Source organism: Bacillus subtilis subsp. subtilis str. 168 (genome assembly GCF_000009045.1).
Classification (GTDB): Bacteria; Bacillota; Bacilli; order Bacillales; family Bacillaceae; genus Bacillus; species Bacillus subtilis.
Map to the genome: position 1 here is coordinate 3146124 of NC_000964.3, position 22490 is coordinate 3168613.

At 45.5% G+C, this 22490-nt stretch carries 19 protein-coding genes; 6 read left to right on the forward strand and 13 right to left on the reverse strand.

Annotation, left to right across the window (positions count from 1 at the left end):
* Nucleotides 1-114: 114 nt before the first annotated feature.
* From menC to menF, 6 genes are all read right to left on the reverse strand, one after another.
* On the reverse strand, nucleotides 115-1230 hold the full coding sequence (gene menC / locus BSU_30780) for an O-succinylbenzoate-CoA synthase (RefSeq protein ID NP_390956.1): 1116 nt from the start codon (nucleotides 1228-1230) through the stop codon (nucleotides 115-117).
* On the reverse strand, nucleotides 1227-2687 hold the full coding sequence (menE, locus tag BSU_30790; protein NP_390957.1) for an O-succinylbenzoic acid-CoA ligase: 1461 nt from the start codon (nucleotides 2685-2687) through the stop codon (nucleotides 1227-1229). Before menE ends, menC begins: the two co-directional genes overlap by 4 nt.
* A gap of 90 nt (nucleotides 2688-2777) precedes the next feature.
* Nucleotides 2778-3593 carry a dihydroxynapthoic acid synthetase gene (gene menB, locus BSU_30800; RefSeq protein ID NP_390958.1) on the reverse strand — a complete coding sequence of 272 codons (816 nt, stop codon included), beginning with the start codon at nucleotides 3591-3593 and terminating at the stop codon, nucleotides 2778-2780.
* 34 nt (nucleotides 3594-3627) lie between these two features.
* A complete protein-coding gene (menH, locus tag BSU_30810) occupies nucleotides 3628-4452 on the reverse strand; it encodes a 2-succinyl-6-hydroxy-2, 4-cyclohexadiene-1-carboxylate synthase (RefSeq protein NP_390959.1) in 825 nt (274 codons plus the stop codon).
* Nucleotides 4440-6182, reverse strand: a complete 1743-nt coding sequence (menD, locus tag BSU_30820) for a 2-oxoglutarate decarboxylase and 2-succinyl-5-enolpyruvyl-6-hydroxy-3-cyclohexene-1-carboxylic-acid synthase (protein ID NP_390960.1) — start codon at nucleotides 6180-6182, stop codon at nucleotides 4440-4442. The genes menH and menD overlap by 13 nt, the downstream gene beginning before the upstream one ends.
* Nucleotides 6179-7594: a menaquinone-specific isochorismate synthase gene (gene menF / locus BSU_30830; protein ID NP_390961.1), complete on the reverse strand. Its 1416-nt coding sequence runs from the start codon at nucleotides 7592-7594 to the stop codon at nucleotides 6179-6181. Before menF ends, menD begins: the two co-directional genes overlap by 4 nt.
* Nucleotides 7595-7883: 289 nt before the next feature.
* Between menF and yteA the strand changes: the two genes are divergently transcribed.
* Nucleotides 7884-8603 carry a putative regulatory protein gene (gene yteA / locus BSU_30840; protein ID NP_390962.2) on the forward strand — a complete coding sequence of 240 codons (720 nt, stop codon included), beginning with the start codon at nucleotides 7884-7886 and terminating at the stop codon, nucleotides 8601-8603.
* Between the two features lie 8 nt (nucleotides 8604-8611).
* Here yteA and ytdA read toward each other — a convergent pair whose 3' ends face one another.
* Nucleotides 8612-9430: a putative UTP-glucose-1-phosphate uridylyltransferase gene (gene ytdA / locus BSU_30850; RefSeq protein NP_390963.1), complete on the reverse strand. Its 819-nt coding sequence runs from the start codon at nucleotides 9428-9430 to the stop codon at nucleotides 8612-8614.
* A 171-nt stretch (nucleotides 9431-9601) separates the two neighbouring features.
* Between ytdA and ytcA the strand changes: the two genes are divergently transcribed.
* Genes ytcA through ytcC form a run of 3 tightly spaced genes read left to right on the forward strand, consistent with a single transcriptional unit; the run spans nucleotide 9602 to nucleotide 13061 of the window.
* Nucleotides 9602-10888: a putative UDP-glucose dehydrogenase gene (ytcA, locus tag BSU_30860; protein ID NP_390964.1), complete on the forward strand. Its 1287-nt coding sequence runs from the start codon at nucleotides 9602-9604 to the stop codon at nucleotides 10886-10888.
* Nucleotides 10885-11835, forward strand: a complete 951-nt coding sequence (gene ytcB / locus BSU_30870) for a putative UDP-glucose epimerase (RefSeq protein NP_390965.1) — start codon at nucleotides 10885-10887, stop codon at nucleotides 11833-11835. Before ytcA ends, ytcB begins: the two co-directional genes overlap by 4 nt.
* A gap of 2 nt (nucleotides 11836-11837) precedes the next feature.
* Nucleotides 11838-13061, forward strand: coding sequence for a putative glucosyltransferase (gene ytcC / locus BSU_30880; protein ID NP_390966.1), 1224 nt, complete (start codon nucleotides 11838-11840; stop codon nucleotides 13059-13061).
* Nucleotides 13062-13134: 73 nt separating this feature from the next.
* Here the strand turns inward: ytcC and cotOO are convergent, their stop codons facing one another.
* Genes cotOO through cotSA form a run of 3 tightly spaced genes read right to left on the reverse strand, consistent with a single transcriptional unit; the run spans nucleotide 13135 to nucleotide 15771 of the window.
* Nucleotides 13135-13566 (reverse strand): outer spore coat protein, encoded by a 432-nt coding sequence (gene cotOO, locus BSU_30890; protein NP_390967.1) that lies wholly within the window; start codon nucleotides 13564-13566, stop codon nucleotides 13135-13137.
* Between the two features lies 1 nt (nucleotide 13567).
* Entirely contained in the window at nucleotides 13568-14623 is a 1056-nt protein-coding gene (gene cotS / locus BSU_30900; RefSeq protein NP_390968.1) for a spore coat protein, read from the reverse strand.
* 14 nt (nucleotides 14624-14637) lie between these two features.
* Nucleotides 14638-15771, reverse strand: a complete 1134-nt coding sequence (gene cotSA / locus BSU_30910) for a spore coat protein (RefSeq protein NP_390969.1) — start codon at nucleotides 15769-15771, stop codon at nucleotides 14638-14640.
* A gap of 189 nt (nucleotides 15772-15960) precedes the next feature.
* On the opposite strand from cotSA, the gene cotI reads away from it, so the two are divergent.
* Together cotI and ytaB are read left to right on the forward strand one after the other, a co-directional pair.
* Nucleotides 15961-17034, forward strand: coding sequence for a spore coat kinase (gene cotI / locus BSU_30920; RefSeq protein NP_390970.1), 1074 nt, complete (start codon nucleotides 15961-15963; stop codon nucleotides 17032-17034).
* 79 nt (nucleotides 17035-17113) lie between these two features.
* Complete coding sequence (ytaB, locus tag BSU_30930; protein NP_390971.1) at nucleotides 17114-17581, forward strand: putative receptor; 468 nt, start codon at nucleotides 17114-17116, stop codon at nucleotides 17579-17581.
* A gap of 30 nt (nucleotides 17582-17611) precedes the next feature.
* Here the strand turns inward: ytaB and glgP are convergent, their stop codons facing one another.
* The 3 genes from glgP to glgD are packed head-to-tail and all read right to left on the reverse strand — an operon-like array spanning nucleotide 17612 to nucleotide 22477.
* The gene (gene glgP / locus BSU_30940) at nucleotides 17612-20008 is read right to left on the reverse strand and encodes a glycogen phosphorylase (protein NP_390972.1); all 2397 of its coding nucleotides are present in this window, start codon (nucleotides 20006-20008) and stop codon (nucleotides 17612-17614) included.
* Complete coding sequence (gene glgA, locus BSU_30950) at nucleotides 19995-21449, reverse strand: glycogen (starch) synthase (protein NP_390973.1); 1455 nt, start codon at nucleotides 21447-21449, stop codon at nucleotides 19995-19997. Before glgA ends, glgP begins: the two co-directional genes overlap by 14 nt.
* On the reverse strand, nucleotides 21446-22477 hold the full coding sequence (gene glgD, locus BSU_30960; RefSeq protein NP_390974.1) for a glucose-1-phosphate adenylyltransferase (ADP-glucose pyrophosphorylase) beta subunit: 1032 nt from the start codon (nucleotides 22475-22477) through the stop codon (nucleotides 21446-21448). The genes glgA and glgD overlap by 4 nt, the downstream gene beginning before the upstream one ends.
* Between the last annotated feature and the right edge of the window lie 13 nt (nucleotides 22478-22490).

A 22490-nucleotide genomic window follows, 5' to 3' on the forward strand; every position in this document is an offset into this window, starting at 1 on the left:
ATAAAAAAACCGGCTGGGTCAGCAGCCGGTCCAAACGAGAAGGGATGTATTCAACGAACACTTTTACTGTAACAGCACAGTGTCATTTATTCAAAATAGCAAAATGCTTTTTTCTTAACCATGCTGTGTGAAAACATCCATTTTGGTCACATATTTTCGCATAATATCTTGGTTTACCTCAACCCCTAAACCAGGCTGTTTTGACACAGAAATAAATCCATTATCAATACGAATATCAGGAGTTACAATATCTTCATCCCAATAGCGTGAGGATGAAGATATATCGCCAGGTATTGTGAATTGAGGCAGTGAAGCAAGCGCCACGTTCTGCGCTCTTGATATGCCTGTTTCCAGCATTCCTCCGCACCAAACCTGCATATGATGCTCTTTGCATAAATCATGAATTTTTAAGGCTTCTGTTAAGCCGCCGACACGAGAAGGTTTTATATTAATAATTTTGCAGCTTCCTAGCTCAATCGCCCGTCTCGCATCATCAACTGAACAAATGCTCTCATCAAGGCAAATGGCCGTTTTCAAATGTTTCTGCAAGTGGCGGTGGTCAACGATATCGTCAGCTTGGAGCGGCTGCTCAATCATCATTAAATGATAGTCATCAAGCTCCTTTAAACGGCTGATATCCTTCAGTTCGTAAGAGGAATTGGCATCGGCCATAAGCGGGATGGTTGGGAATCGGCTGCGGATGGCCTTGACCAATTCCACATCCTGCCCAGGCTGAATTTTAATTTTTATTCTTTGATAACCTTCTTTTTGATAGCTCTCAATTTCCTTCAGCATATCGTCAAGAGGCGCCAGGCCGACTACCACCCCGGCAGGGACTTTATCTCTTGTTCCGCCCAATGCCTCAGCAAGGGATACGCCCTTCTTTTTGGCATAAATATCCCATACAGCCGATTCAAGTCCCGCTTTTGCCATCCGGTTTCCTTTATACCGCGCCAGGCTGTCCGGCACTTCTGAAGGGTGATTGAATTCACGGCCGACGACATTTGGGATAAAAAAATCTTTTAGCATATGCAAACATGTTCCAATGGTTTCCTCGGTGTACCAAGGCGAAGAGAAAGCGGAAACTTCTCCCCAGCCTGTGACACCTGATGTATCAATGGCTTCCACGATCAGAAATTTACGCTCTTGAAGCGTTTCGATACTGTTTTTAAACGGTTTCTTTAAGTTCATGCTCAAATGGTAAAGCGTGATTTTTTCTATTTCGATCATAGCAGTTCTCCTTTACGCGCATCCTTCAGCTGATTTCGCAAGAGCTTATTAGACGCATTGCGCGGCAGGCGGTCAAGCACAAAGAATTTTGCCGGAATTTTATACTTCGCCAAGCGTTCTTTGCAGTAGTCAGTCAATTCTCCTGCGCTCACAGGCTTGTGAAGGACAAGATAGGCGTGAGGCACTTTCCCCCATTTTTTGTCCTCAGCCCCTGAAACCCCGGCTTCGGCCACAGCGGGGTGTGAAAGCAGCACTGACTCCACTTCGGCCGGATAAATGTTTTCTCCGCCGGATATGATCAGATCTGAACGTCTGTCTAATACATATAAAAAGCCTTCATTGTCCAAATAACCAAGATCACCTGTTTTCAGCCAGCCATTTTGAAAGGAGGCTTCGTTTGCGCTCTCCCGGTTAAAATAGCTTTTCATGACATTCGGGCCTTTGACCATGATTTCACCGTGTTCATACGGTTCACATACCTGTCCGTCCCGCTCTATTTTGATTTCACACGAAAACAGCGGTTTCCCCGCAGATCCGAGCTTTTCCATGCTGAATTCCGGCGACAGGGTAACAATTTGCGAGCATGTTTCTGTCATTCCATATGACTGAAAGACAGGGAATCCTTTCTCACGGCATTCCTCAAGCAATGGCAGCGGTGCAGGACCGCCGCCGAGAAGAATGCATCTGATGGATTCAGGGCAGCGGTTTGTTTCTTCCAAAAGACTGGCCAGCATAGTCTGCACCGCAGATATCATTGTCACTTCATGCCTGTTGATAGAATGCAGCACATCGCTTACGGAAAAACGCTGGTGAAGCACGACAGTCATTCCATAGATCACAGATTTAAATAATGCGGACAATCCGCTGATATGAAAGAGCGGCAATGCGATAAGCCAGCGGTCTTGTTCTGTTATACCCAAATTAAGAGCGGACGACACCGCACTGAAATAATGGTTTCCGAACGTTTGCTGAACTCCCTTGGGCTTTCCTGTCGTACCCGACGTATACATCAGCGTTGCCGTTGCATCCATTTGCATATAAGCCTCGATCTCAATTTCCTCTGCTGCTTCTTTCATCAGTTCATCCACATCAATCGTTTGAACGATGTGTTCATATTCTTTCTTCTCAAAGCTTGAATCTGTCAATAAAAAGCCGGATCCCGAATCCTCCAGCTGAAACAGCCTTTCATGTGTTGACAGCTTCGTATTCAAAAGCACCGCCTTAACACCAAGCAAAAAACAAGCGTGAACAGCGTATACCATTTCTGCACGGTTTTGGAGCAAAATAGCTGCAGTATCCCCTTTCCGAACCGAATGAGCGGCAAGCTGTTCCGCCATTCGTTTAGACGCGGCAAACAATTCTGCAAATGTCACGGTTTGGTCTTCATAGATGAGAGCGATTCTCTCAGGTGTCAGCTGTGCCCGCTGCATGAGCCAGTTGGGCTGTTCTGTCAGCATGTCATCATCTCCGAGGTAAAATGTCTGTATTGAAAAGAAAACAGCTTGGACCGCAAAGTCTCAAGCTGTTGGTTTACTAGATATTGCTGATCACGGAAAACGAGGGAACTGTCCGAAATCAGGTTTGCGTTTTTCCTTAAAGGAATCACGGCCTTCTTTTGCTTCATCTGTTGTGTAGTAAAGAAGGGTAGCATCCCCTGCAAACTGCTGAATTCCAGCAAGTCCGTCTGTGTCCGCGTTAAACGCAGCTTTAAGAAAGCGCAGTGCGGTCGGGCTTTTTTCAAGCATTTCTTCACACCATTTAATCGTTTCTTCTTCAAGCTGTTCCAAAGGAACGACTGTGTTGACAAGACCCATGTCCAGTGCTTCCTGTGCGTTGTACTGACGGCATAGGTACCAGATTTCACGTGCTTTTTTATGTCCTACAATTCGAGCCAGGTAGCCAGAACCGTAACCTGCATCGAAGCTTCCCACTTTAGGGCCTGTTTGTCCAAAAATTGCGTTGTCCGCAGCAATTGTCAAGTCACATACGATGTGAAGCACATGGCCTCCGCCGATCGCATATCCGGACACCATCGCAACAACCGGTTTCGGGATGACGCGGATTAAACGCTGAAGATCCAATACGTTAAGACGAGGGATCTGGTCGTCTCCTACATATCCACCGTGGCCGCGCACTTTTTGGTCTCCGCCAGAACAAAATGCTTTGTCCCCTGCACCGGCAAGCACGATAACCCCAACGTTTTGGTCGTCTCTTGCGTCAGCAAACGCATCAATCATTTCAGCAACCGTTTTAGGGGTAAACGCATTATGTACCTCAGGTCGGTTGATTGTTATTTTTGCAATGCCATTATACGTTTCATACAATATCTCATCGTATGTCCGTTTTGTTTTCCATTCAGCCATATGATGACCTCCTTTTATTCTCTATGTGAATGAGTCAGATGCTTGTCAAAAACTCACTCACTATTTTACCAAACAATCGCGGCTGCTCCACATGGACCGTATGTCCTGCTTTTGGAACAATCTCTATTCTACTAGAAGGAAGCATCTTATGCACCTCTTGATTGATGGCGCAAAATTTTTCGTCCCACTCCCCGCAGATCAGAAGCACAGGAACATCTATTTCCTCTACACGGCTCCACAAGGAAGGCTGTGAACCGGTGCCCATGCCGGTTAAACTGTTCGCAAGCCCAATCTTATTGTTCCGCAGACGGCCCGATCGTATCCTGTACCGAATATCTTCAGCCAGCCTCTGCTGAGATGAAAACAAAGGGATATTCTCCCAATACGCAACAAACGCTTCGAGCCCGTCTCGTAAAATAAAATCAGCAAGCTTCCGGTCCCGCATGATTCGTTCCCGCCGTTCCCCAAGTGTTTTGAGCCCCGGCGTCGTGCTTTCAAGCACAAGTGCCGATACCCGCTCGGGATATGTCATCGCAAAAGAGTAAGCAAGCCTTCCTCCCATAGAATACCCAATCAATTTCACTTTGTGAAGTTTTAATTGATCAAAAATCTCGGCAAGGTCAGAAACTTGCCGGGTTGTGCTGTATCTTTTCCCATTCAGCGGGGCATCGGTTTCCCCATGCCCTAAACAATCAATTTTGATCAAACGGGAATCAGGCAGCATTTCATCAAGAAAAGTCCATGATTGTTTGCTGCCGGTAAACCCATGCAGACAGACGACGGCTTCGGAAGCATTCGGTCCCTCGTCTGCCACTGCATATCGGACACCATCTGATACCGTTATGTTTACAGTTCCCATTGTTTTTTCACTTCCCGCACAGCCTCATTCAGCATATCGCGATGAAGCTGGACTCTTGATTGGCGATCCGTTTTGATTTCAATCAAATGGAGTCCGGGCTTGTCTGCCTGCGGCGCGTAAGCTGTTTTGAATTCATCCCAAGAAGCCGGGCATGAATACGTTCCGCCGTAAAGTGCAGCCGCATGCTTGAAATCGAGCCCTGTCGGTGTGCCGAACAAATCTTCAAAGTGTGTCTTCTCAGAAGCCTGCGGCAAAAAGGAGAAAATCCCTCCTCCGTCATTATTGACAAGAATCACAGTAAGAGGAATACCCAGCTTTTTGGCCGCCAGCAGGCCGTTTAAATCATGATAAAAAGATAAATCTCCAATCACAAGGGTAACAGGCGCTTTTGTTCCTTCACATACCCCCATGGCAGAGGAGACGACACCGTCTATCCCGTTTGCTCCCCGGTTTGAATAAATCCGGAAAGGGCGGTCCTGCTTTTCAAAAAACGTATCAACATCCCTGATCGGCATGCTGTTTCCCACAAACAGCGAGCTGTTTTCAGGCACAAGATGCTGAAGGATTCGATAGAGATTGCCTTCAAACGAAACATCTTCACTGCTGATTGTTTGCAGATGCTCGCGGAACCGCCCATTGACAAACTGCCACTTTTCCAGCCACTCTGAGGATCTGGTGGCAGCAGTAAGGCCTGCCATGATCTCCTCAGCAAAAACAGACGCATTACAATGAATCATATGCGCGCTTGCCTGTGTCGGGTCTCTCCACCCTCCATCCTCGTCAATCACGATTTGCTGAATCGTCGGATCATCCTTAAGCCATAAGAAAACCGGTTTTGAAACAGGCATCGGTCCAAACCGAATGACAACATCAGGACGGAGTTTCCGCTTCAGCTCATCATCTTTTAAAAACGAATCATACGCATCAATAACAGTGCTTTTATCATGAACACCATTCCGCAGATTAGACAGCGGATCTGCTAAAATTGGATACTGAAGCGCTTTTGACAGCGCAATAATGTTTTCCTTGTCCGCATCACTATGGAGCTCTCCGCAGACGATCATTCCTTTTTCAGCCTCTGCGAGCATCTCAGCCACATCAGACAGGGACTCTCGGTCAACAGACTGCGTACCCGTTTTCACAGACACATGACGGCCTGTTCTCATTCTTCCAAACGGCTCATCTGAAAGATCCGGCATCAGCGGTTCGCGCAGCGGCACATTCACATGGACAGGCCCCATCGGGCGCTTTTGTGCTTCTCCGGCAGCGCGGCTTGCCAGCGTTCGGATGTATCTCAGCATTTGCGGAGACTCTTCAGGAAGAGCAGAGTCTGTGAAAAACTTAACAAAGTTACCGAATAAGAAGTGCTGATTAATAGCCTGCGGTGCGCCTACTTCGCGCAGCTCATGAGGCCGATCAGCAGTTAACACAATAATAGGCACCCTTGAATAATGGGCTTCAACCACAGCCGGATAAAAGTTGGCCGCGGCTGTTCCAGATGTACAGATCAATAGTACGGGACGCTGCTTCGCTTTTGCCAAACCTAATGCAAAAAATCCGGCAGACCTTTCATCAATTTGGACATGGACGCTGATATCGGGATGCGCAGCACAAAGAACAGCCAGCGGTGTAGATCTTGAGCCCGGACAAACGACGGCGTCCGTAATTCCGGAAAGGGCGAATTCATCAATAAAACTTCCGATGTAATGAGTAATCGGGTTGACTGTCAACGCCTCTCACCTCCTAATGCAGAGATCATCGGCTTCAATTTAATCTGTGTTTCTTCATATTCCGAGATTGGTTCCGAGTCTTCCACAATACCGCACCCGGCAAACAGCCTTGCTGTGCTTCCTTCGATGAGCCCTGAACGAATGGCGACCGCGAATTCCCCGTTATCCTGGCTGTCAATCCAGCCGATAGGGGCCGCATACCAGCCGCGGGACATCGGTTCAATCTCCCTGATCACGTCAACAGCTTTTTCCTGAGGTGATCCCCCAAGCGCGGGAGTGGGGTGCAGCTTCTCAATTAAGTCAAAAATCGAAGCAGACTCGCGCAGCTGTCCGACAATCGGCGTAAACAGGTGCTGAACGCTTTTTGTTTTGTACAAAACAGGTCCATCAGGCTTTTCAACCTCTGAACAGCTTGATACAAAAGCATTATGAATCATACCTACCACAATATCATGCTCAAGCAGGTTTTTCTCATCGTTTAATAATTCAAGGCCTATCCGGCGGTCGTCTTCTTCATTCACGCCTCGTTTAATGGAGCCTGCCAGACAGGAAGACATGACAGTGCCGCCGTCTCTTTTGATCAGTCTTTCCGGAGACGCGCCGACAAAGGTTTTGCCTTCTTGTTCAATTGCAAAAACATAGCTTGTCTGCTGATCGTCCAGAAGCGTTTTAAGCACCGGTTCAATTTGGATTGGACCGTCAAACGTGAGCAGCAGCTCTCGGGCAAGAACAACCTTATCATATTGTTTCTCTTTAATTTGGCTTGTGGCCGTTTCGATTGCTTTCAGCCAATCATCCTTATCCAGCTCTTCGGCTGCTGCAATCACAGCCTGATCTTCTTGCTTGAAATCGGGAACCATAAATTCCGCCGCAAAAGCTTTTAAGCCTTCTAAAACAGCTTCTGCGTCTTCTCCTCCGCTTACCCATCTGTTAACTGTTAAGAACGGGCCTTCAGCAGTCATCGTCAGCATAAGCGCAGGCACAAAGAAATCCCCTTCCGAGAAATGGTCCCATTGTGAACCTCTTTCTTCGCAAGGGTCAAAAGAAAATCCTCCGAATAACACAGGTCCCACTGCAGAATGCTGCAGCTTTTCTTCTTCATAAATATGAAAAGCCGTCTTTTTAAAGCGCTCCCATTGTTCAAAAACCTCACGATACCGCTCGCTGTTTTTTTGATTTGTCTGGAAAACCGCTTCTTTGCCAAGACCGACTATTGTCAATTCACTTTCAGGATCTGACCAAAAAAATCGATTGCCTGTATATTTTTTTGCTCCGTAATTGAAAAATGATAGAGGGTCAAGAGACTCGATTTGTCTCGAATAGCTTATTAAGACAGCATGGTTGACTTCTTTGGCTTTATGTAATGCATGTAGAACTTCCTTTCGGAACGTACGCTGCACCGTTGTCACCATGAGACATTCCTCCATAATCCTTAAAATGCTTTTAATACCATACACCTGTGTCTCCTTTGTGTCAAACACAGATCATGCAGTCCAAATGGCCTGCCTTACCTATTATAAACCTAATTTCAGAAATGAAAAAGAAACAAAGCTTAAATTTCTTTCTCCACTGATAGCAAAGGTTGTATCCGCTTACCATAAAAGGAAAACCTCCTATATTCCTCCACCCGCCATTTATGAAAGTTCTCAGGCGATCTGTTCATACTAAAGGTATGCATCACAGAGAAACGAGGCGATCACATTGCTTACGAAAGAACAGCTTCAGCATTTAAAAAATGAACTGGAACAAACGAAAAAAGATATCTTAAACCGTTTCAAAGACAATGATCATTTTCAGCTTAACTCAGCCTTTCCTTATGATTCGTGGGGTGAGCTTTCGGCATACGACAACCATCCCGGCGATCAGGCGACAGAACTTTACGAGCGTGAGAAAGACATCGCTCTAGACTTGCATGAGAGAGAGCACCTTCGGGACATTGAGCATTCATTGAAGGCGATAGAAAACGGTACGTATGGCATTTGTGAAGTCAGCGGAAAGGAAATCCCTTTCGAACGACTTGAAGCGCTTCCGACTGCCACAACCCTCGCGGAGTATTCGTCACAGGACGTGGTTTCCAAAGACCGTCCGATTGAAGAAGAAACACCATTCGGGCAATTTGAATTTGATGATGATGAAGAAATCAGAGCGCCATATGACAGTGAGGATTCCTATCAGGATGTCGAAAAATATGGGAACTCACAAACGCCGCAGGATATGGAAAACCCTCCGCTCAGCTATGATGATATGACGATGAATGCCGAAGAGAATATCGGCAATACGGAGTCTTACGAAAATTTCATCGCTACAGATATCACTGGGAAAGAAATTACCGTTTATCAAAGCAGAGCCCATGAGCGCTATGAAGAAGAACTTGACGAAGAGGGAATCATGACCACATTCGGCGATCTCCACGCTGATTGAACCCCCAATTATTGGGGGTTCTTTTCCGTTTTCAGCATATCGTAAATCAGCTTCAGATAATCCTTTTGCAGGCCGATGTCATACCGCTCGCCCTCTAGCAATTTCCCGTATACGGTACATGCCCCGAGCGAAGCTTTTATCGCATCCGTTACCTGCACTTCTCCTCCGCTATCAGCTTCTAATGCCTCCAGCTCATTAAAAATATCCGGTGTGAAAATATAACGCCCTGCTGCGGCAAAATGAGACGGAGGGTTTTGTTTAGGCTTTTCCACAATATCCTGTATGCGATAAAGCCCTTTTTCAACAGGCTCCCCTTTTATCACCCCGTAATGATGTAAATCCTCCGTTTTTGTTTCTTTTAAGCCGATCACACTGGACTGATATTTCGTATACGCTTCAATCAGCTGCCCCAAAGCCGGCTGATTGGCGGAAAAAATCAGATCATCTGGCAAAACGACGGCAAAAGGCTCTCCTCCTGCAAATTGCTTTCCGAAAGAAATGGCGTCGCCAAGACCCTTTGCATAAGGCTGCCGCACATAGTGAATCCGTATATCCGGAATGGGATGCTCTCTAAGTAAATGCAGTTTATTCTTAGAGGCCAAAAAAGCCTCAAGTGCCAAAGAGGAATCAAAATAGTCGACAATCAGATTTTTATGGCTCGATACAACCATCAAAATGTCCTCAATGCCTGACTCCTTTAATTCTTCAACAAGATAATGAATCACAGGCTTAGATCCTACCGGAAACATTTCTTTCGGAATCACCTTCGTCACCGGCAGATTTCTCGTGCCGAATCCGCCTGCAGGAATGATCGCTTTTTTTATCATGGTATTTTCCCCTCAGCTCATGTTTATTACATGATATTCCAAGAGCGCATCCCGATGTTTGTACATCTGAAATTAGGCGGAAGCAACTGGGCAGAAAGCGGAATCACGAACCAGCCCTTTTTTAATAGGATATTGATATATGACCAGTAATCTTGTAAAGGAGCTCAGGTGATGAAAATTTGTGTGGTTGGCGCCGGGTATGTCGGTTTAACCCTATCAGCGGCACTGGCATCCATCGGACATGACATGATATGCACAGACAAAGACGTCAAAAAAATCGGGCAGCTGAAAAAAGGAGTCATTCCCTTTTACGAGCCTGGGCTTTCAGATGCAATACTTCGTTGCGGCAATCTCTCGTTTTCTTCTGAAGTGAAATCGAGCATGGAGGAATGTCCCGTTATTTTTATCGCAGTCGGAACTCCGCCGCGTTCGGACGGATCAGCTGATACGAAAGCCCTGCAGTCCGTCATCGGTGATTTAAGCGAGGCGATCCGATCGTATAAAACCATTATTACGAAAAGCACTGTTCCGCCCGGGACAAATGAAAACATAGCAAAACAGCTGATTGCCTCCGGAGTGTCTAAAAACCTCTTTAATATCGTATCCAATCCGGAGTTTCTGCGGGAAGGCAATGCCTTATATGACATGCTGCATCCTGACAAAACAGTCATCGGTGTTCAGGAAGAAGATCACGTATCGGCAGCCATCGTCAAATCCATTTACAAACACATTGATACCCCTTTTATCGTTACAAGCTTAGCGGGAGCAGAGCTGATCAAATATGCCAACAATTTCTTTTTAGCGGCCAAAATTTCGTTCATTAACGAAATGGCCCGCATATGTGAAGCCTATCAATCAGATATCTCAGATATTTCCCGCGCTATCGGTCTAGACCCAAGGATCGGGAAGCACTTTTTGCAGGCAGGCATCGGATACGGAGGCTCTTGTTTTCCAAAGGATCTGCAGGCGCTGCAATTTGCTGCCCAGGAAAAAAACACGGAGACCTTCCTGCTCCGGGCCGTGCAGCACATTAATGACACCCAGCTTGGCCTGTATATCAAAAAAATACAGTCATTCTTCGAAACACTTCAAGGCAAGAAAGCGGCTGTACTCGGCATTTCCTTCAAACCGAATACTGATGACATCCGGAATTCTCAGGCTGTCAGACTGATGGAAAGGCTGGCGGAGCTGGGATGTGATGTTCATGCATATGATCCTGAAGCTGTACTTCCAGAACATTTGCGGCAACATGTAACTCAGCATTCTCAAGCTTTTGATGCGATCGAAGAGAGTGACTTTTTATTTTTGGCGACAGAATGGTCTGAGTTTTTAGCGTTTGATTGGAAAAAGGCTGCAGATATCATGAAAGGGCGTCTTGTGATTGACGGACGCAACGTACTAAAAAAAGAACTGATCGAGGCTTGCGGCCTGATCTGTACGGGAGTTGGCCGTCCATGAAAATACTCGTCACAGGAGCAGCGGGCTTTATCGGCTCCCACCTCTGCGAAGAATTACTAAAAGATAAGAAACATAACGTTATCGGAATCGATGACTTTATCGGTCCTACTCCATTTTCCTTGAAATTAAAAAACCTTAAAAACCTGCTGCCGGAAAAGCGATTTACGTTCATAAAGGAAAATCTGCTGACAGCCGATCTTGCTTCCTTACTGGAAGGAGTGGACGTCATCTTTCATTTGGCGGCCATACCGGGTGTCCGCTCAAGCTGGGGCAATCATTTTCACCCATATGCCGCACATAATATCCAAGCGCTCCAAAGGCTCCTCGAGGCGTGCCGGGAACATTCTATTCAAACGTTCGTCTTTGCATCCACCTCTTCCGTCTATGGCGAAAAACAAGGAAAAGTCAGCGAAAACACGTCGCTTTCTCCTTTATCTCCGTACGGGGTAACAAAGCTTACGGGAGAAAAGCTTTGCCATGTGTATAAACAGAGCTTTGGCATTCCAATTGTGATTCTCCGTTTTTTTACCGTATACGGGCCAAGACAGCGGCCGGATATGGCTTTTCACCGGCTCATTAAGCAGCACCTTCAGCAAAAGCCGCTTACCATCTTCGGTGATGGGCAGCAGTCAAGAGATTTCACTTATATCAGCGACTGTGTCAAAGGCATCACCGCTGTTCTTGGGAAACCCCACCTTATTGGTGAAACAGTAAATATCGGCGGCGCAGAGCGTGCCTCAGTCTTAAAAGTTGTCTCCCTCATTGAGGATATTTCCGGGAGAAAAGCAACACTGCACTTTTCGGACAAAATAGCAGGGGAACCGAGCAACACGTGGGCGGATATTTCAAAAGCAAAACAGCTCTTGCATTATGATCCCGCCACATCCTTAAAGGATGGCTTGACCAACGAAATCGCCTATTTATCGTCGCTGTATCAGGGGGAATAAAAATGAAGCTTGCCTTTATCTGTACAGAAAAGCTGCCGGCGCCCGCAGTACGCGGCGGCGCTATTCAAATGATGATTGACGGTGTCACGCCCTATTTCAGCAGCAGGTACGACCTGACCATTTTTTCAATAGAAGATCCATCGCTCCCAAAAAGAGAAACAAAAGACGGCGTACATTATATCCATCTGCCAAAAGAACATTACCGCGAGGCGGTAGCCGAAGAGCTGCGAGCCTCTTCCTTTGACCTCATTCATGTGTTCAACAGGCCTTTAAATGTCTCTTTATATAAAAAAGCCTCACCAAACAGCAAGATCGTTCTGAGCCTGCATAACGAAATGTTTTCTGAAAAAAAGATGACCTTCGCGCAAGGAAAAGAAGTACTCGACAATGTCTCCATGATCACAACAGTGAGCGAATTTATTAAACAAACCGTCATTGAACGTTTCCCTGAAGCCGAGGACATCACAAAAGTTGTGTATTCCGGCGTTGATTTAAACTCTTATCCGCCCGTCTGGACGATGAAAGGCTCGGCTGTCAGAAAAACATACCGGAAAAAATACGGTATTGAAGATAAAAAAGTTATTTTATTCGCCGGCCGCTTAAGCCCGACAAAAGGGCCTCACCTTCTCATTCACAGCATGAGACGGATTTTGCAGCAGCACCCTGATGCTGTACTGGTCATAGCAGGCGGGAAGTGGTTCAGCGATGACAGCGAAAACCAATATGTCACCTATCTGCGCACGCTGGCGCTGCCATACAGAGACCACATAATCTTTACAAAATTCATTCCCGCAGACGATATCCCAAACCTTTTTCTGATGGCAGATGTATTTGTGTGCAGCTCTCAGTGGAACGAACCCCTCGCCCGTGTGAATTATGAAGCAATGGCGGCCGGCACGCCCTTAATTACCACAAACCGGGGCGGAAACGGTGAAGTCGTAAAACACGAAGTCACCGGCCTTGTCATCGATAGCTACAACAAACCTTCTTCATTTGCAAAAGCAATTGACAGAGCCTTTACAGATCAAGAATTAATGAACAAAATGACAAAAAACGCCCGAAAGCATGTAGAAGCTTTATTTACCTTTACCCATGCTGCCAAAAGGCTCAATACTGTTTACCAATCCGTTCTGACCCCGAAAAACAAACAATTTCCGCCGCCTTTTCTGACGCAAAATTTTGATTTATCATCTATCAATCAGCTTTTTGTGAAAGCAAAAACATAAAACCTACAGCTCGTGTTGCAAAACGGGCTGTTTTTTCGCTACAGAGAACTTAAAAAAAGGCATAAATGTGACTTTATGCCTTGCGCTTTACAGTTTGAGAAAACCATGGAGCTGGTTTAGATTCACTTGGAAGAATGATGATTTCCACTTTAGCTTCTTCCGCTAAGTCTGGTTCTTCATCTTCATCCTCTTCTTCATATGGGGGCGCTGAGCGTTTCGAATCACGCTCCTCCTCAGGCTCCAGAGTGGTTTCGAATTTTGTTTCTTCTTCATCATCGACGATTTTGCGATCTGTTTCCTTTTCCTTCGTTTCTTTTTGATATTCTTTCGGTGCATTGATGTGAGGGAGCTCTCGAATGCTGCCCACATCTAAATGCTTCTCCTCTTCTTCCTTCTCAGCTGAGATTGAGTCATGAGCCTGCCATCCCATCGGTCCAGGCGGTGTAAATACGAATTGGTCGAGATCCAGTTTAGAAATAGAGGCTTTTTGTCTCGATGACCTCATGTCAATTCGCCTCCCGATACGCTTTTATCTTTTTATACAGTTCCGGCAGTTTATCCAAAAACGAATCTTTAGATTCTTCAACAGAAATCATGTTTTGCAGCGCCCAGTTATACTTCTCATCTGACCACGTTTTCTTTTGCTTCAAATAATATTTGTGCCCGATTGCACAGAACAAATGCGGAAACGCGAGATCAATCCAAAGTACCTCGTACTGTTTTTCTGTGAGCGGATACACTGCGTCGTAGGCCGCAAGCAGTGCAACCATGAAATCAGTATCCCATACAGAAAGCTTAACCATCACTTTATTCAGCAGAATACGAAGGTCTCTTGACGGCAAATCGTAGGTAATCGAGTGAAGCTCCTTTAAAAAAGGCTCCCCTTCGATCTCAGTCAAACGTGCCAATGTAAAATCCTGAAAACAGAATCCGCCATGCTCGAGTGTCTCTTTTGTCCAGGTTTCGTATTCTGAGTCATCAAGCGCTCTGAGAGCTTCTTTTCCTCTTGCCAGCATTTTATCAGCATGTTTTAAGAAAGTTTGCGAAAATACGTCATCAGGATAGGATGCTGCGATCTGCATATTCCCTTCAAGTTCCTGCAGCTTCCAACGGTACAATTTGTGCCATTTTCCCAGCCTGCTTCTCTTCTTGCTTTCATCTGTGCAAACATATCCTTTTGAGGCATGATGAAAATGGCCGGCAAATGACATGACTTTTTTCATTTGCTCTGCATCATAGTAAATCATTTCTTTTCCTGTCACTTTGTCATATAAACTGTAAGAAACCTGATCCGTGCCCAAGCAGCTACCGCCATTTTTTGTTTGATGAATCGGCGCTATCGGCAGCCCTTTCTCTTGTAAATGGGCGTGTGCCTGAGTGATAAAAAGCATCCGCTCCGGTTTCATTTGCGCTTCTTTTAGCAGCTTTGGGCCATGATCAGTTTCGACTTCCCAGATTTTGCGCCCGCTTTTGTTCGATTTCAGCGCCACATGGTCGATATGAAACGGATAATAACTGAGAATTTCGGACACAATCTGTTCTTCATGCTCTTTTTGGTACACTCTGTTCACCCCTTCTATCTGTTCTTTTCATAGACGCTGAGCAGATTTTCAGCCACCCTCTGCCAGCCAAAATTGCTTTCTGCCTCACGGCGGCTGTATTTCCCAAGCCGTTCCCGCTTTTCCGAGCTGCTCAGCAAATCATTGATACGTTCGGCATATTGTTTAGGATTTTCAAAGTCATGAATGATGTAGCCGTTTTTCCCTTCCTCTATGACCTCTGGATTGCCTCCCCGATTGCTTGTAATAATAGGAAGTCCCGCAGCCATCGCTTCATAATGCACCCTTGCTAAAGGCTCCTGCCATTGCGAAGAGCATACAAATACATCTGACATGGTATAAAGGCGCGGAATGTCCTTTGGCTTCACAAATTGAATAAATGTGACATGATCCTTTTGCATCGCACCAAGGGTATGAAGATGTTTGACATAGTTATTTAATTCATTATCTCCGAACCATTTTGACCCGATAAACACCATCATGACATCGGGGTGCTCCTCAATGATGTCCGGCAAAGCCTGCAATAATATGTGCGGGCCTTTGACTTTGCTAAGCCGGCCGACAAACAAGACGATTTTTTTGCCGTGAAGCCCCAGCTCGCTTCGCATCTCTTCGCGAGCTCGCTGCCCTTCATTCGTCCAGCGAGGGTGGTACGTTTTTAAATCCACACCAGAATACACCGTTTTTGTTTTTGATCGTGCTGACGGAAAACGGCTTGTGATCGTCTGTCCGATATAATCGCTGACCGTAACAATCTGCGCTACGGAGTCGATGCAAATCTCGCCTTCCGCCTGGCTGATTTTATCGTAAGCGAACATTTCATTGTGAACGCTTAAAATAAAAACAGCATCCGGCGCCTGTTTCTTCAATTTCGGAACCCAGCTTGGGCGATTACAAACATGCACAAGATCAAAACGGCTCTTTTTCAGCTCTGCTCCAACGGCTTCTTCATAACGGTCTTCATCCAAATGCACATAATGGACACCGTCTACCTTCTCTCTATCAGCGAGATTCGGATCTTTAATAGAAAACACAGTCACCTCATGTTTTTTTGCAATTAAAGGGGCAACCGCTTCGAGGTAGATTTGAATGGCGCCTCCTCGAACCGATGGGACAGGAAGCTTCTCTGTGGCGATCAGTGCTATTTTCATACATAGCCTCCATTCCTGCATGATTTTTAACTAGTTAGAATCATGATACGGCTGAACAACCAACTTGTGCGGAATGGGACTGCCCTAAAAACAAAACGGGTAAACAACCAGATTCATCTATTAAATATAGTCAAATAACTCAATCATTTTTTCCTTTTGATTCATAAGGTAGGAGTAAAACAGGTAAGGATGTGTCCTTTAATGGCAGAAAACCATGAAGTCATTGAGGAGGGGAATTCATCAGAGCTTCCTTTATCAGCAGAAGATGCAAAAAAATTAACGGAGCTGGCTGAAAATGTGCTTCAAGGATGGGATGTGCAGGCTGAAAAAATAGACGTCATTCAGGGAAACCAGATGGCGCTTGTCTGGAAGGTCCACACAGACTCCGGCGCGGTTTGTCTAAAACGAATACACAGGCCAGAAAAGAAAGCGTTGTTTTCCATTTTCGCGCAGGACTATTTAGCAAAAAAAGGCATGAATGTTCCTGGCATACTCCCAAACAAAAAAGGCAGCCTATATTCTAAGCACGGCTCATTTCTATTTGTCGTATATGACTGGATCGAAGGAAGACCGTTTGAGCTGACTGTAAAGCAGGACTTGGAGTTTATCATGAAAGGCCTTGCTGATTTTCATACAGCTTCCGTCGGATATCAGCCGCCAAATGGCGTTCCCATATTTACCAAATTAGGTCGCTGGCCGAATCACTACACGAAACGATGCAAACAGATGGAAACGTGGAAGCTGATGGCGGAGGCGGAAAAAGAAGATCCTTTCTCACAGCTTTATCTTCAGGAGATAGATGGCTTTATTGAAGACGGGCTGCGCATCAAAGACCGGCTTTTGCAATCGACCTATGTTCCATGGACTGAACAGCTGAAAAAAAGCCCTAACCTTTGCCACCAGGATTACGGAACCGGGAATACACTCTTAGGAGAAAATGAACAGATTTGGGTCATCGACTTAGATACCGTATCATTTGATCTGCCTATTCGCGATTTGCGCAAAATGATTATTCCGCTTTTGGATACGACGGGTGTTTGGGATGACGAAACATTTAATGTCATGCTGAACGCATACGAATCCAGAGCCCCATTAACTGAAGAACAAAAACAAGTCATGTTTATTGATATGCTGTTTCCTTACGAGCTTTACGATGTCATTCGCGAAAAATACGTCCGCAAGTCTGCTTTACCGAAGGAAGAATTAGAATCAGCTTTTGAATATGAACGCATTAAAGCAAACGCATTGCGGCAGCTTATTTAAGACCATCATTTCCCCCGCATATCGGGGGTTTGATATTTATAAGATAAAGGGTAATTAAATACATGCGGAGGTTGCAAATATGAAAAAGATTGTCGGCGCTTTAGCCGTTTTTGTGATTACATATGCGCTGTTTTCAGCCGCAGGCTACCTGTTTCCTGTGGACCAAGAATGGTACAATTCATTGAAAAAACCGGACTGGACGCCAAGCGGAACTGCGATCGGCATCATTTGGGCCATCCTGTTTGCCCTGATCTCCCTTTCAGCAGCCATTGTATATGCTGCGTTTTCATTTAAAGGTGCGAAAAGCTTTTGGTTTACACTTTTGATAAATTACGTGCTCAATCAAGCCTTCAGCTATTTCCAGTTTACGCAAAAAAATCTGCTGGCTGCATCGCTTGACTGCCTGCTTGTCGCCATCACAGCAATCGTATTACTGATCATTGCCAAAAAATACAGCAGAGCCGCAAGCTATCTTCTTTTGCCTTATTTTTTATGGAGTGCATTTGCGACGTTCTTATCCTTTACAATCAATTCAATGAATCTGTGAACAAAAAAAGCCGCTTATACAGCGGCTTTTTCACATCATCGGCTTGATGCCCCAAATGTCCTTCGCATATTCCCGGATCGTGCGGTCGCTGGAGAAATATCCAGAATGAGCAATGTTTACAATCGAATGCTCAGACCATTTCCTTCGCTCTCGATAATCAGCTTGAATTCGCTCCTGTGCATCTGCATATGAGCTGAAATCCTTCAGCACAAAATACTCATCATTATGCGGAAGCAGCGAGTCAAAGATCGATTCAAATTCATCTGCCTCTCCTTCAAAAAAACCATTGATCAACTGATCCGCTACCTGCCTGATTCTCCTGTCATGCTGATAATATTCCCTCGACCTATAGCCGCCGTTTTCCTGATACGATAGAACCTCATCCGCCTTTAAGCCGAACGTGTAAATACAGTCAGGGCCCACCCGCTCAAGGATCTCGATATTTGCGCCGTCATGCGTGCCGATCGTCAAAGCCCCGTTCATCATAAACTTCATATTCCCTGTACCAGACGCTTCCTTGCTTGCGGTTGAAATTTGCTCACTTACGTCTGATGCCGGAAAAATTCGCTCAGCCATAGAAACTCTATAATTTTCTAAAAAAACAACTTTGATCAGCTGTTTGACCGCCGGATCATAATTGACTTTTTCTGCGACAGAATGGATCAGCTTAATGATTTTCTTGGCATAATAATAGCTTGGTGAAGCCTTTGCCCCGAAAATAAAGGTTTGCGGGTAGATTGAAAACCCCGAATCCTCCTTGAGGCGGTTATACAAATACATAATGTGAAGAACATTCAGCAGCTGCCGTTTATATGCATGAAGCCGTTTCACCTGTACGTCGAATATGCTCTCAGGGTTCACAACCACCCCGGCCGTGCAAAAAATCAAATCGGCAAGCTCTTGTTTTTTCTTGCTTTTGTTGTTTTGAAACTGTTCAATAAATGCAGGATCAGTGGCGTACGGTTCTAAACGGATCAGTGATTCCGGCTGCTTGACCCATTCATCGCCGATCGCCTCTGTAATGATGGCAGACAAGCCTGGATTCGCTTTTAACAGCCAGCGCCTGTGGGCAATTCCATTCGTCTTATTGTTAAAACGATTCGGAAACAGCAAGTGAAAGTCGCGCATCTCCCTTTCCTTTAATATATCGGAATGTATTTTTGCAACGCCATTTACACTGTAGCTGCCTACTATGGCCAGATGAGCCATTTTGACAACACCATGCGCTGTAATCGCCATGTTCTCTATCCTTTTCCAGTCTCCAGGATACTTTTCCCAAACTGCACGGCAAAACCTCTCATTGATCTCTTCAATAATCATGTACATTCGCGGGAGCAGCGGCTTAAACAAATGAATCGGCCATTTCTCGAGCGCTTCTGACAATGTTGTATGATTTGTATAAGAAATCGTATGTACAGTGATATGCCAAGCTTCTTCCCAGCTCATGTTCTCTTCATCGAGCAAAATCCGCATTAGCTCAGGCACCGCAAGCGCAGGGTGAGTGTCATTAATATGAATGCTCACTTTTTTATGCAGGCCGGATAAAGATTTATGTGTTTTACGGTAATTGTTCACAATGCTTTTTAAGCTTGCGCATACTAAAAAATACTGCTGCTTCAGCCGTAAAATTTTCCCCTCATCATGGGTGTCATCGGGATATAAGAATTCAGAAACCGCTTCTGTTTCTCGCTTATAAGACAAAATATTACCGCCGTGATAATGGGCATAGGGCTCGGCGTTCCAAAGCCTTAACGTGTTGACAGTGCCCGTTTCATAGCCGATGATCGGGATATCATAAGGAACAGCGGTAACAATTGTCGCTTGTTCATGGCGAAAATGCAGGCGCCCGCTTTTTTCTGTCATATGGACTTCGCCCCAAAACGGCACGTCCACTGCTTGATCCGCATTCCTTACTTCCCATACGTTCCCGTTTTTCAGCCATTGCTCAGGCAGCTCCACCTGATGTCCGTCTACAATTTTTTGCTCAAACAAACCATGCTTATAACGTATGCCCATGCCGTGCCCAGGCAGGTTCAACGAAGCAAGCGAATCTAAAAAGCAAGCGGCCAAGCGCCCAAGTCCGCCATTGCCGAGACCTGCATCGTTCTCTATCTGAAGGATCTCCTCTAAATTGATGCCGATTTCCTTTAAACCAGCTTCTACAACATCACGAACACCAAGATTCATTAAGTTTTGCTCAAGGAGCTGACCGAGCAGAAATTCGATTGATAAATAATATGTCTGCTTCCCGGAATTTGATCTGCTTTTTTCATTCGTTTCGATCCAATCAGCGCTGATATACTCTCTGACCATATTGCCCAACGTTTTATATTGATCCAGCTTGGCAGAATCTTTAAAGCTTTTTCCGCACGTCATTTCCAGACGCTTTAAAAATAAGTCTGCAAAGCGTTCTTTACTCGAGAACATCCCGTCCACTCCTTGTCACCTGCTCGAAAATACGCTGATACTCTTTAGCCGACTTCCCCCAGCTGTAATCTGCATTCATAGCGGTCTTCACGATGCTCTTCCATACATCCTGTTGGCAATAAAACGACAGCGCCCTTTCTATCGTAAATTTCAGATCATGCGCATTAAAGGCGGAAAACGTAAAGCCATTGCCCGTTCCCTCTTCCTCCTGATAGGCACGGACAGTGTCGTAAAGACCGCCCGTTTCCCTGACAATCGGAATGGCGCCATATTGAAGAGCAATGAGCTGCCCCAAACCGCACGGCTCAAATTTCGACGGCATCAAAAACATATCAGAGCCCGCATAAATTTGATGGGCTAGCGGCTCATCAAACCCGATATAAGCCCGGCACTTCTCATGAAAAGCAAATTCTGCATACCGGAAATAATCTTCAAATTCACGTTCTCCTGTGCCTAGCACAACCAGCTGTATGTCTTGCTCCTCAAGAAGTTCGTGCATAATTCTGCGGACAAGATCAAGCCCCTTTTGTTTAGTGAGCCTTGTCACCATACTGATCAGCGGAATATCGTTTTTCTCTGGAAGCCCCATCCGCTGCTGAAGCTTCGTTTTGTTTTCCAGCTTGCATGCAAGATCCCCTGAATCGTATTGCGCCTCTATATAAGGGTCGCTTTTCGGCTGATAGAACGTATCATCAATGCCATTTAATATGCCGGTTACATCATCTTCCCTATATTGCAAAACCTGTTCCAACTGCTCACCATAATACGGCGTCATGATTTCATTTCTGTAAGTGGGGCTCACAGTTGTCACATGATCAGCCGCAATGATGCCCGCTTTCATAAAATTAACAAATCCGTTGCATTCTAACCTTTCATAATGAAAATGATCCATCTCAAGACCCAGCAAGTCATGTGTGACATCAGGAGGGAATATGCCTTGAAACTGCAGGTTGTGGATCGTGAGCACGCTTTTCATCCGTTCATAAAAAGGATGTTTTCTGTACTCCTCTTTCAGCAAATAATTGACCATCGCTGTATGCCAATCGTGAGTATGAACAATATCGGCTTGAACATTCACAACTTTGGCAGCCTCCAGCACAGCTCTTGAAAAAAAGGCAAACCGCTCACCGTCATCATAATGCCCGTACAACGAATCCCTGTTGAAATAGTACTCATTGTCGATGAAGTAATAATTCACATCATTCTCTGCCATATGTTCAATTCCGCAATATTGCTGCCGCCAGCCGACAGCTACGGTACACTCAGCCTGTTTTTTCATACGCTTTTTCCACGGTTCAGGTATTTGGCTGTACTTCGGCAGCATCACAGCTACCTCATTGCCTAATCGCGCAAGCGCCTTTGGCAGAGCACCTGCTACATCGGCAAGACCTCCTGATTTCACAAATGGGGTGCATTCTGACACAGCAAATAATATCTTCAAGAATTCATCAGCTCTCCTTGCACCAAACCTTTTCTTAATACAAGCGGCTGCTCAGCTGTTCCTGCAGCTTCCGTCGCCTTGCCGATTTTAACATCCTTATCCGAAATGACCTGCTCAAGAAGACAATCCTCTCCAATCTGCGTTTTTTGCATAATAATGCAGTTTTTCAGCTTCGTACCCTTTCCGACATGGACCGCCCTGAACAAAATGCAGTTTTCAACCTCTCCTTCAAGCACACAGCCGTTTGCCACCAAAGAATTTTTGACAGTGCTGTGCTTTCCGTATTTCGTAGGCGGCTCATCCTTCACTTTTGTATAGATCGGCTGCTGCGGCAAAAACACCTGCTGCCAAAAACGAGGCTGAATGAGCTCCATACTGTGGGTATAATATTTTTCCACCGAATCAATGACAGCGGCATAACCTGAATATTCATAAGGGCAAATGGTCAGGGCGGAAGATTCCTTTTCAACAGCCTCCTGAATGGTTTTATAGCCTTTTTCGCTATGTCCGTAGATCAGATCCTTTAAAAGCGTTGTTGACATGATATAGATTTGCAGCGACTGGCCGTCCTGAAATACCTCGGTGACGTCGCAGCCAACCTCCTGATGGCGTTTCAGCACATATTGAAATTGAATGTTGCATACGGTATGGCTGTTGGAGATTACAGCATATTGCTGAGTGCTTCTGTGGAAGTAATCTAGATGGTCCGAAAACTGGCGAAAGGAACCGAATTCATCGTATTCGTGATGAAGATGGGGAGACGGGAAAAAAAAGAGGCCGTCCTTTTTCCGGTGCAAATCCCATTCCTTACCCGCCCCAAGGTGATCCATGAGCGAACGGTAACGATACTTCGGAAAAATTGCAACACTCCTAATATCCGCATTCACCATGTTGGAAAGCATAAAATCAATCAGTCGGTACCTGCCGGCAAAAGGGATCGCCCCGAGCGACCGCTGTGCTGTTAAATCCTGAAGAGAATGCTTATATGTGGTTTCATCTATAACACCTAACATTTGATTATTGAACACTGACTCTGCCCCC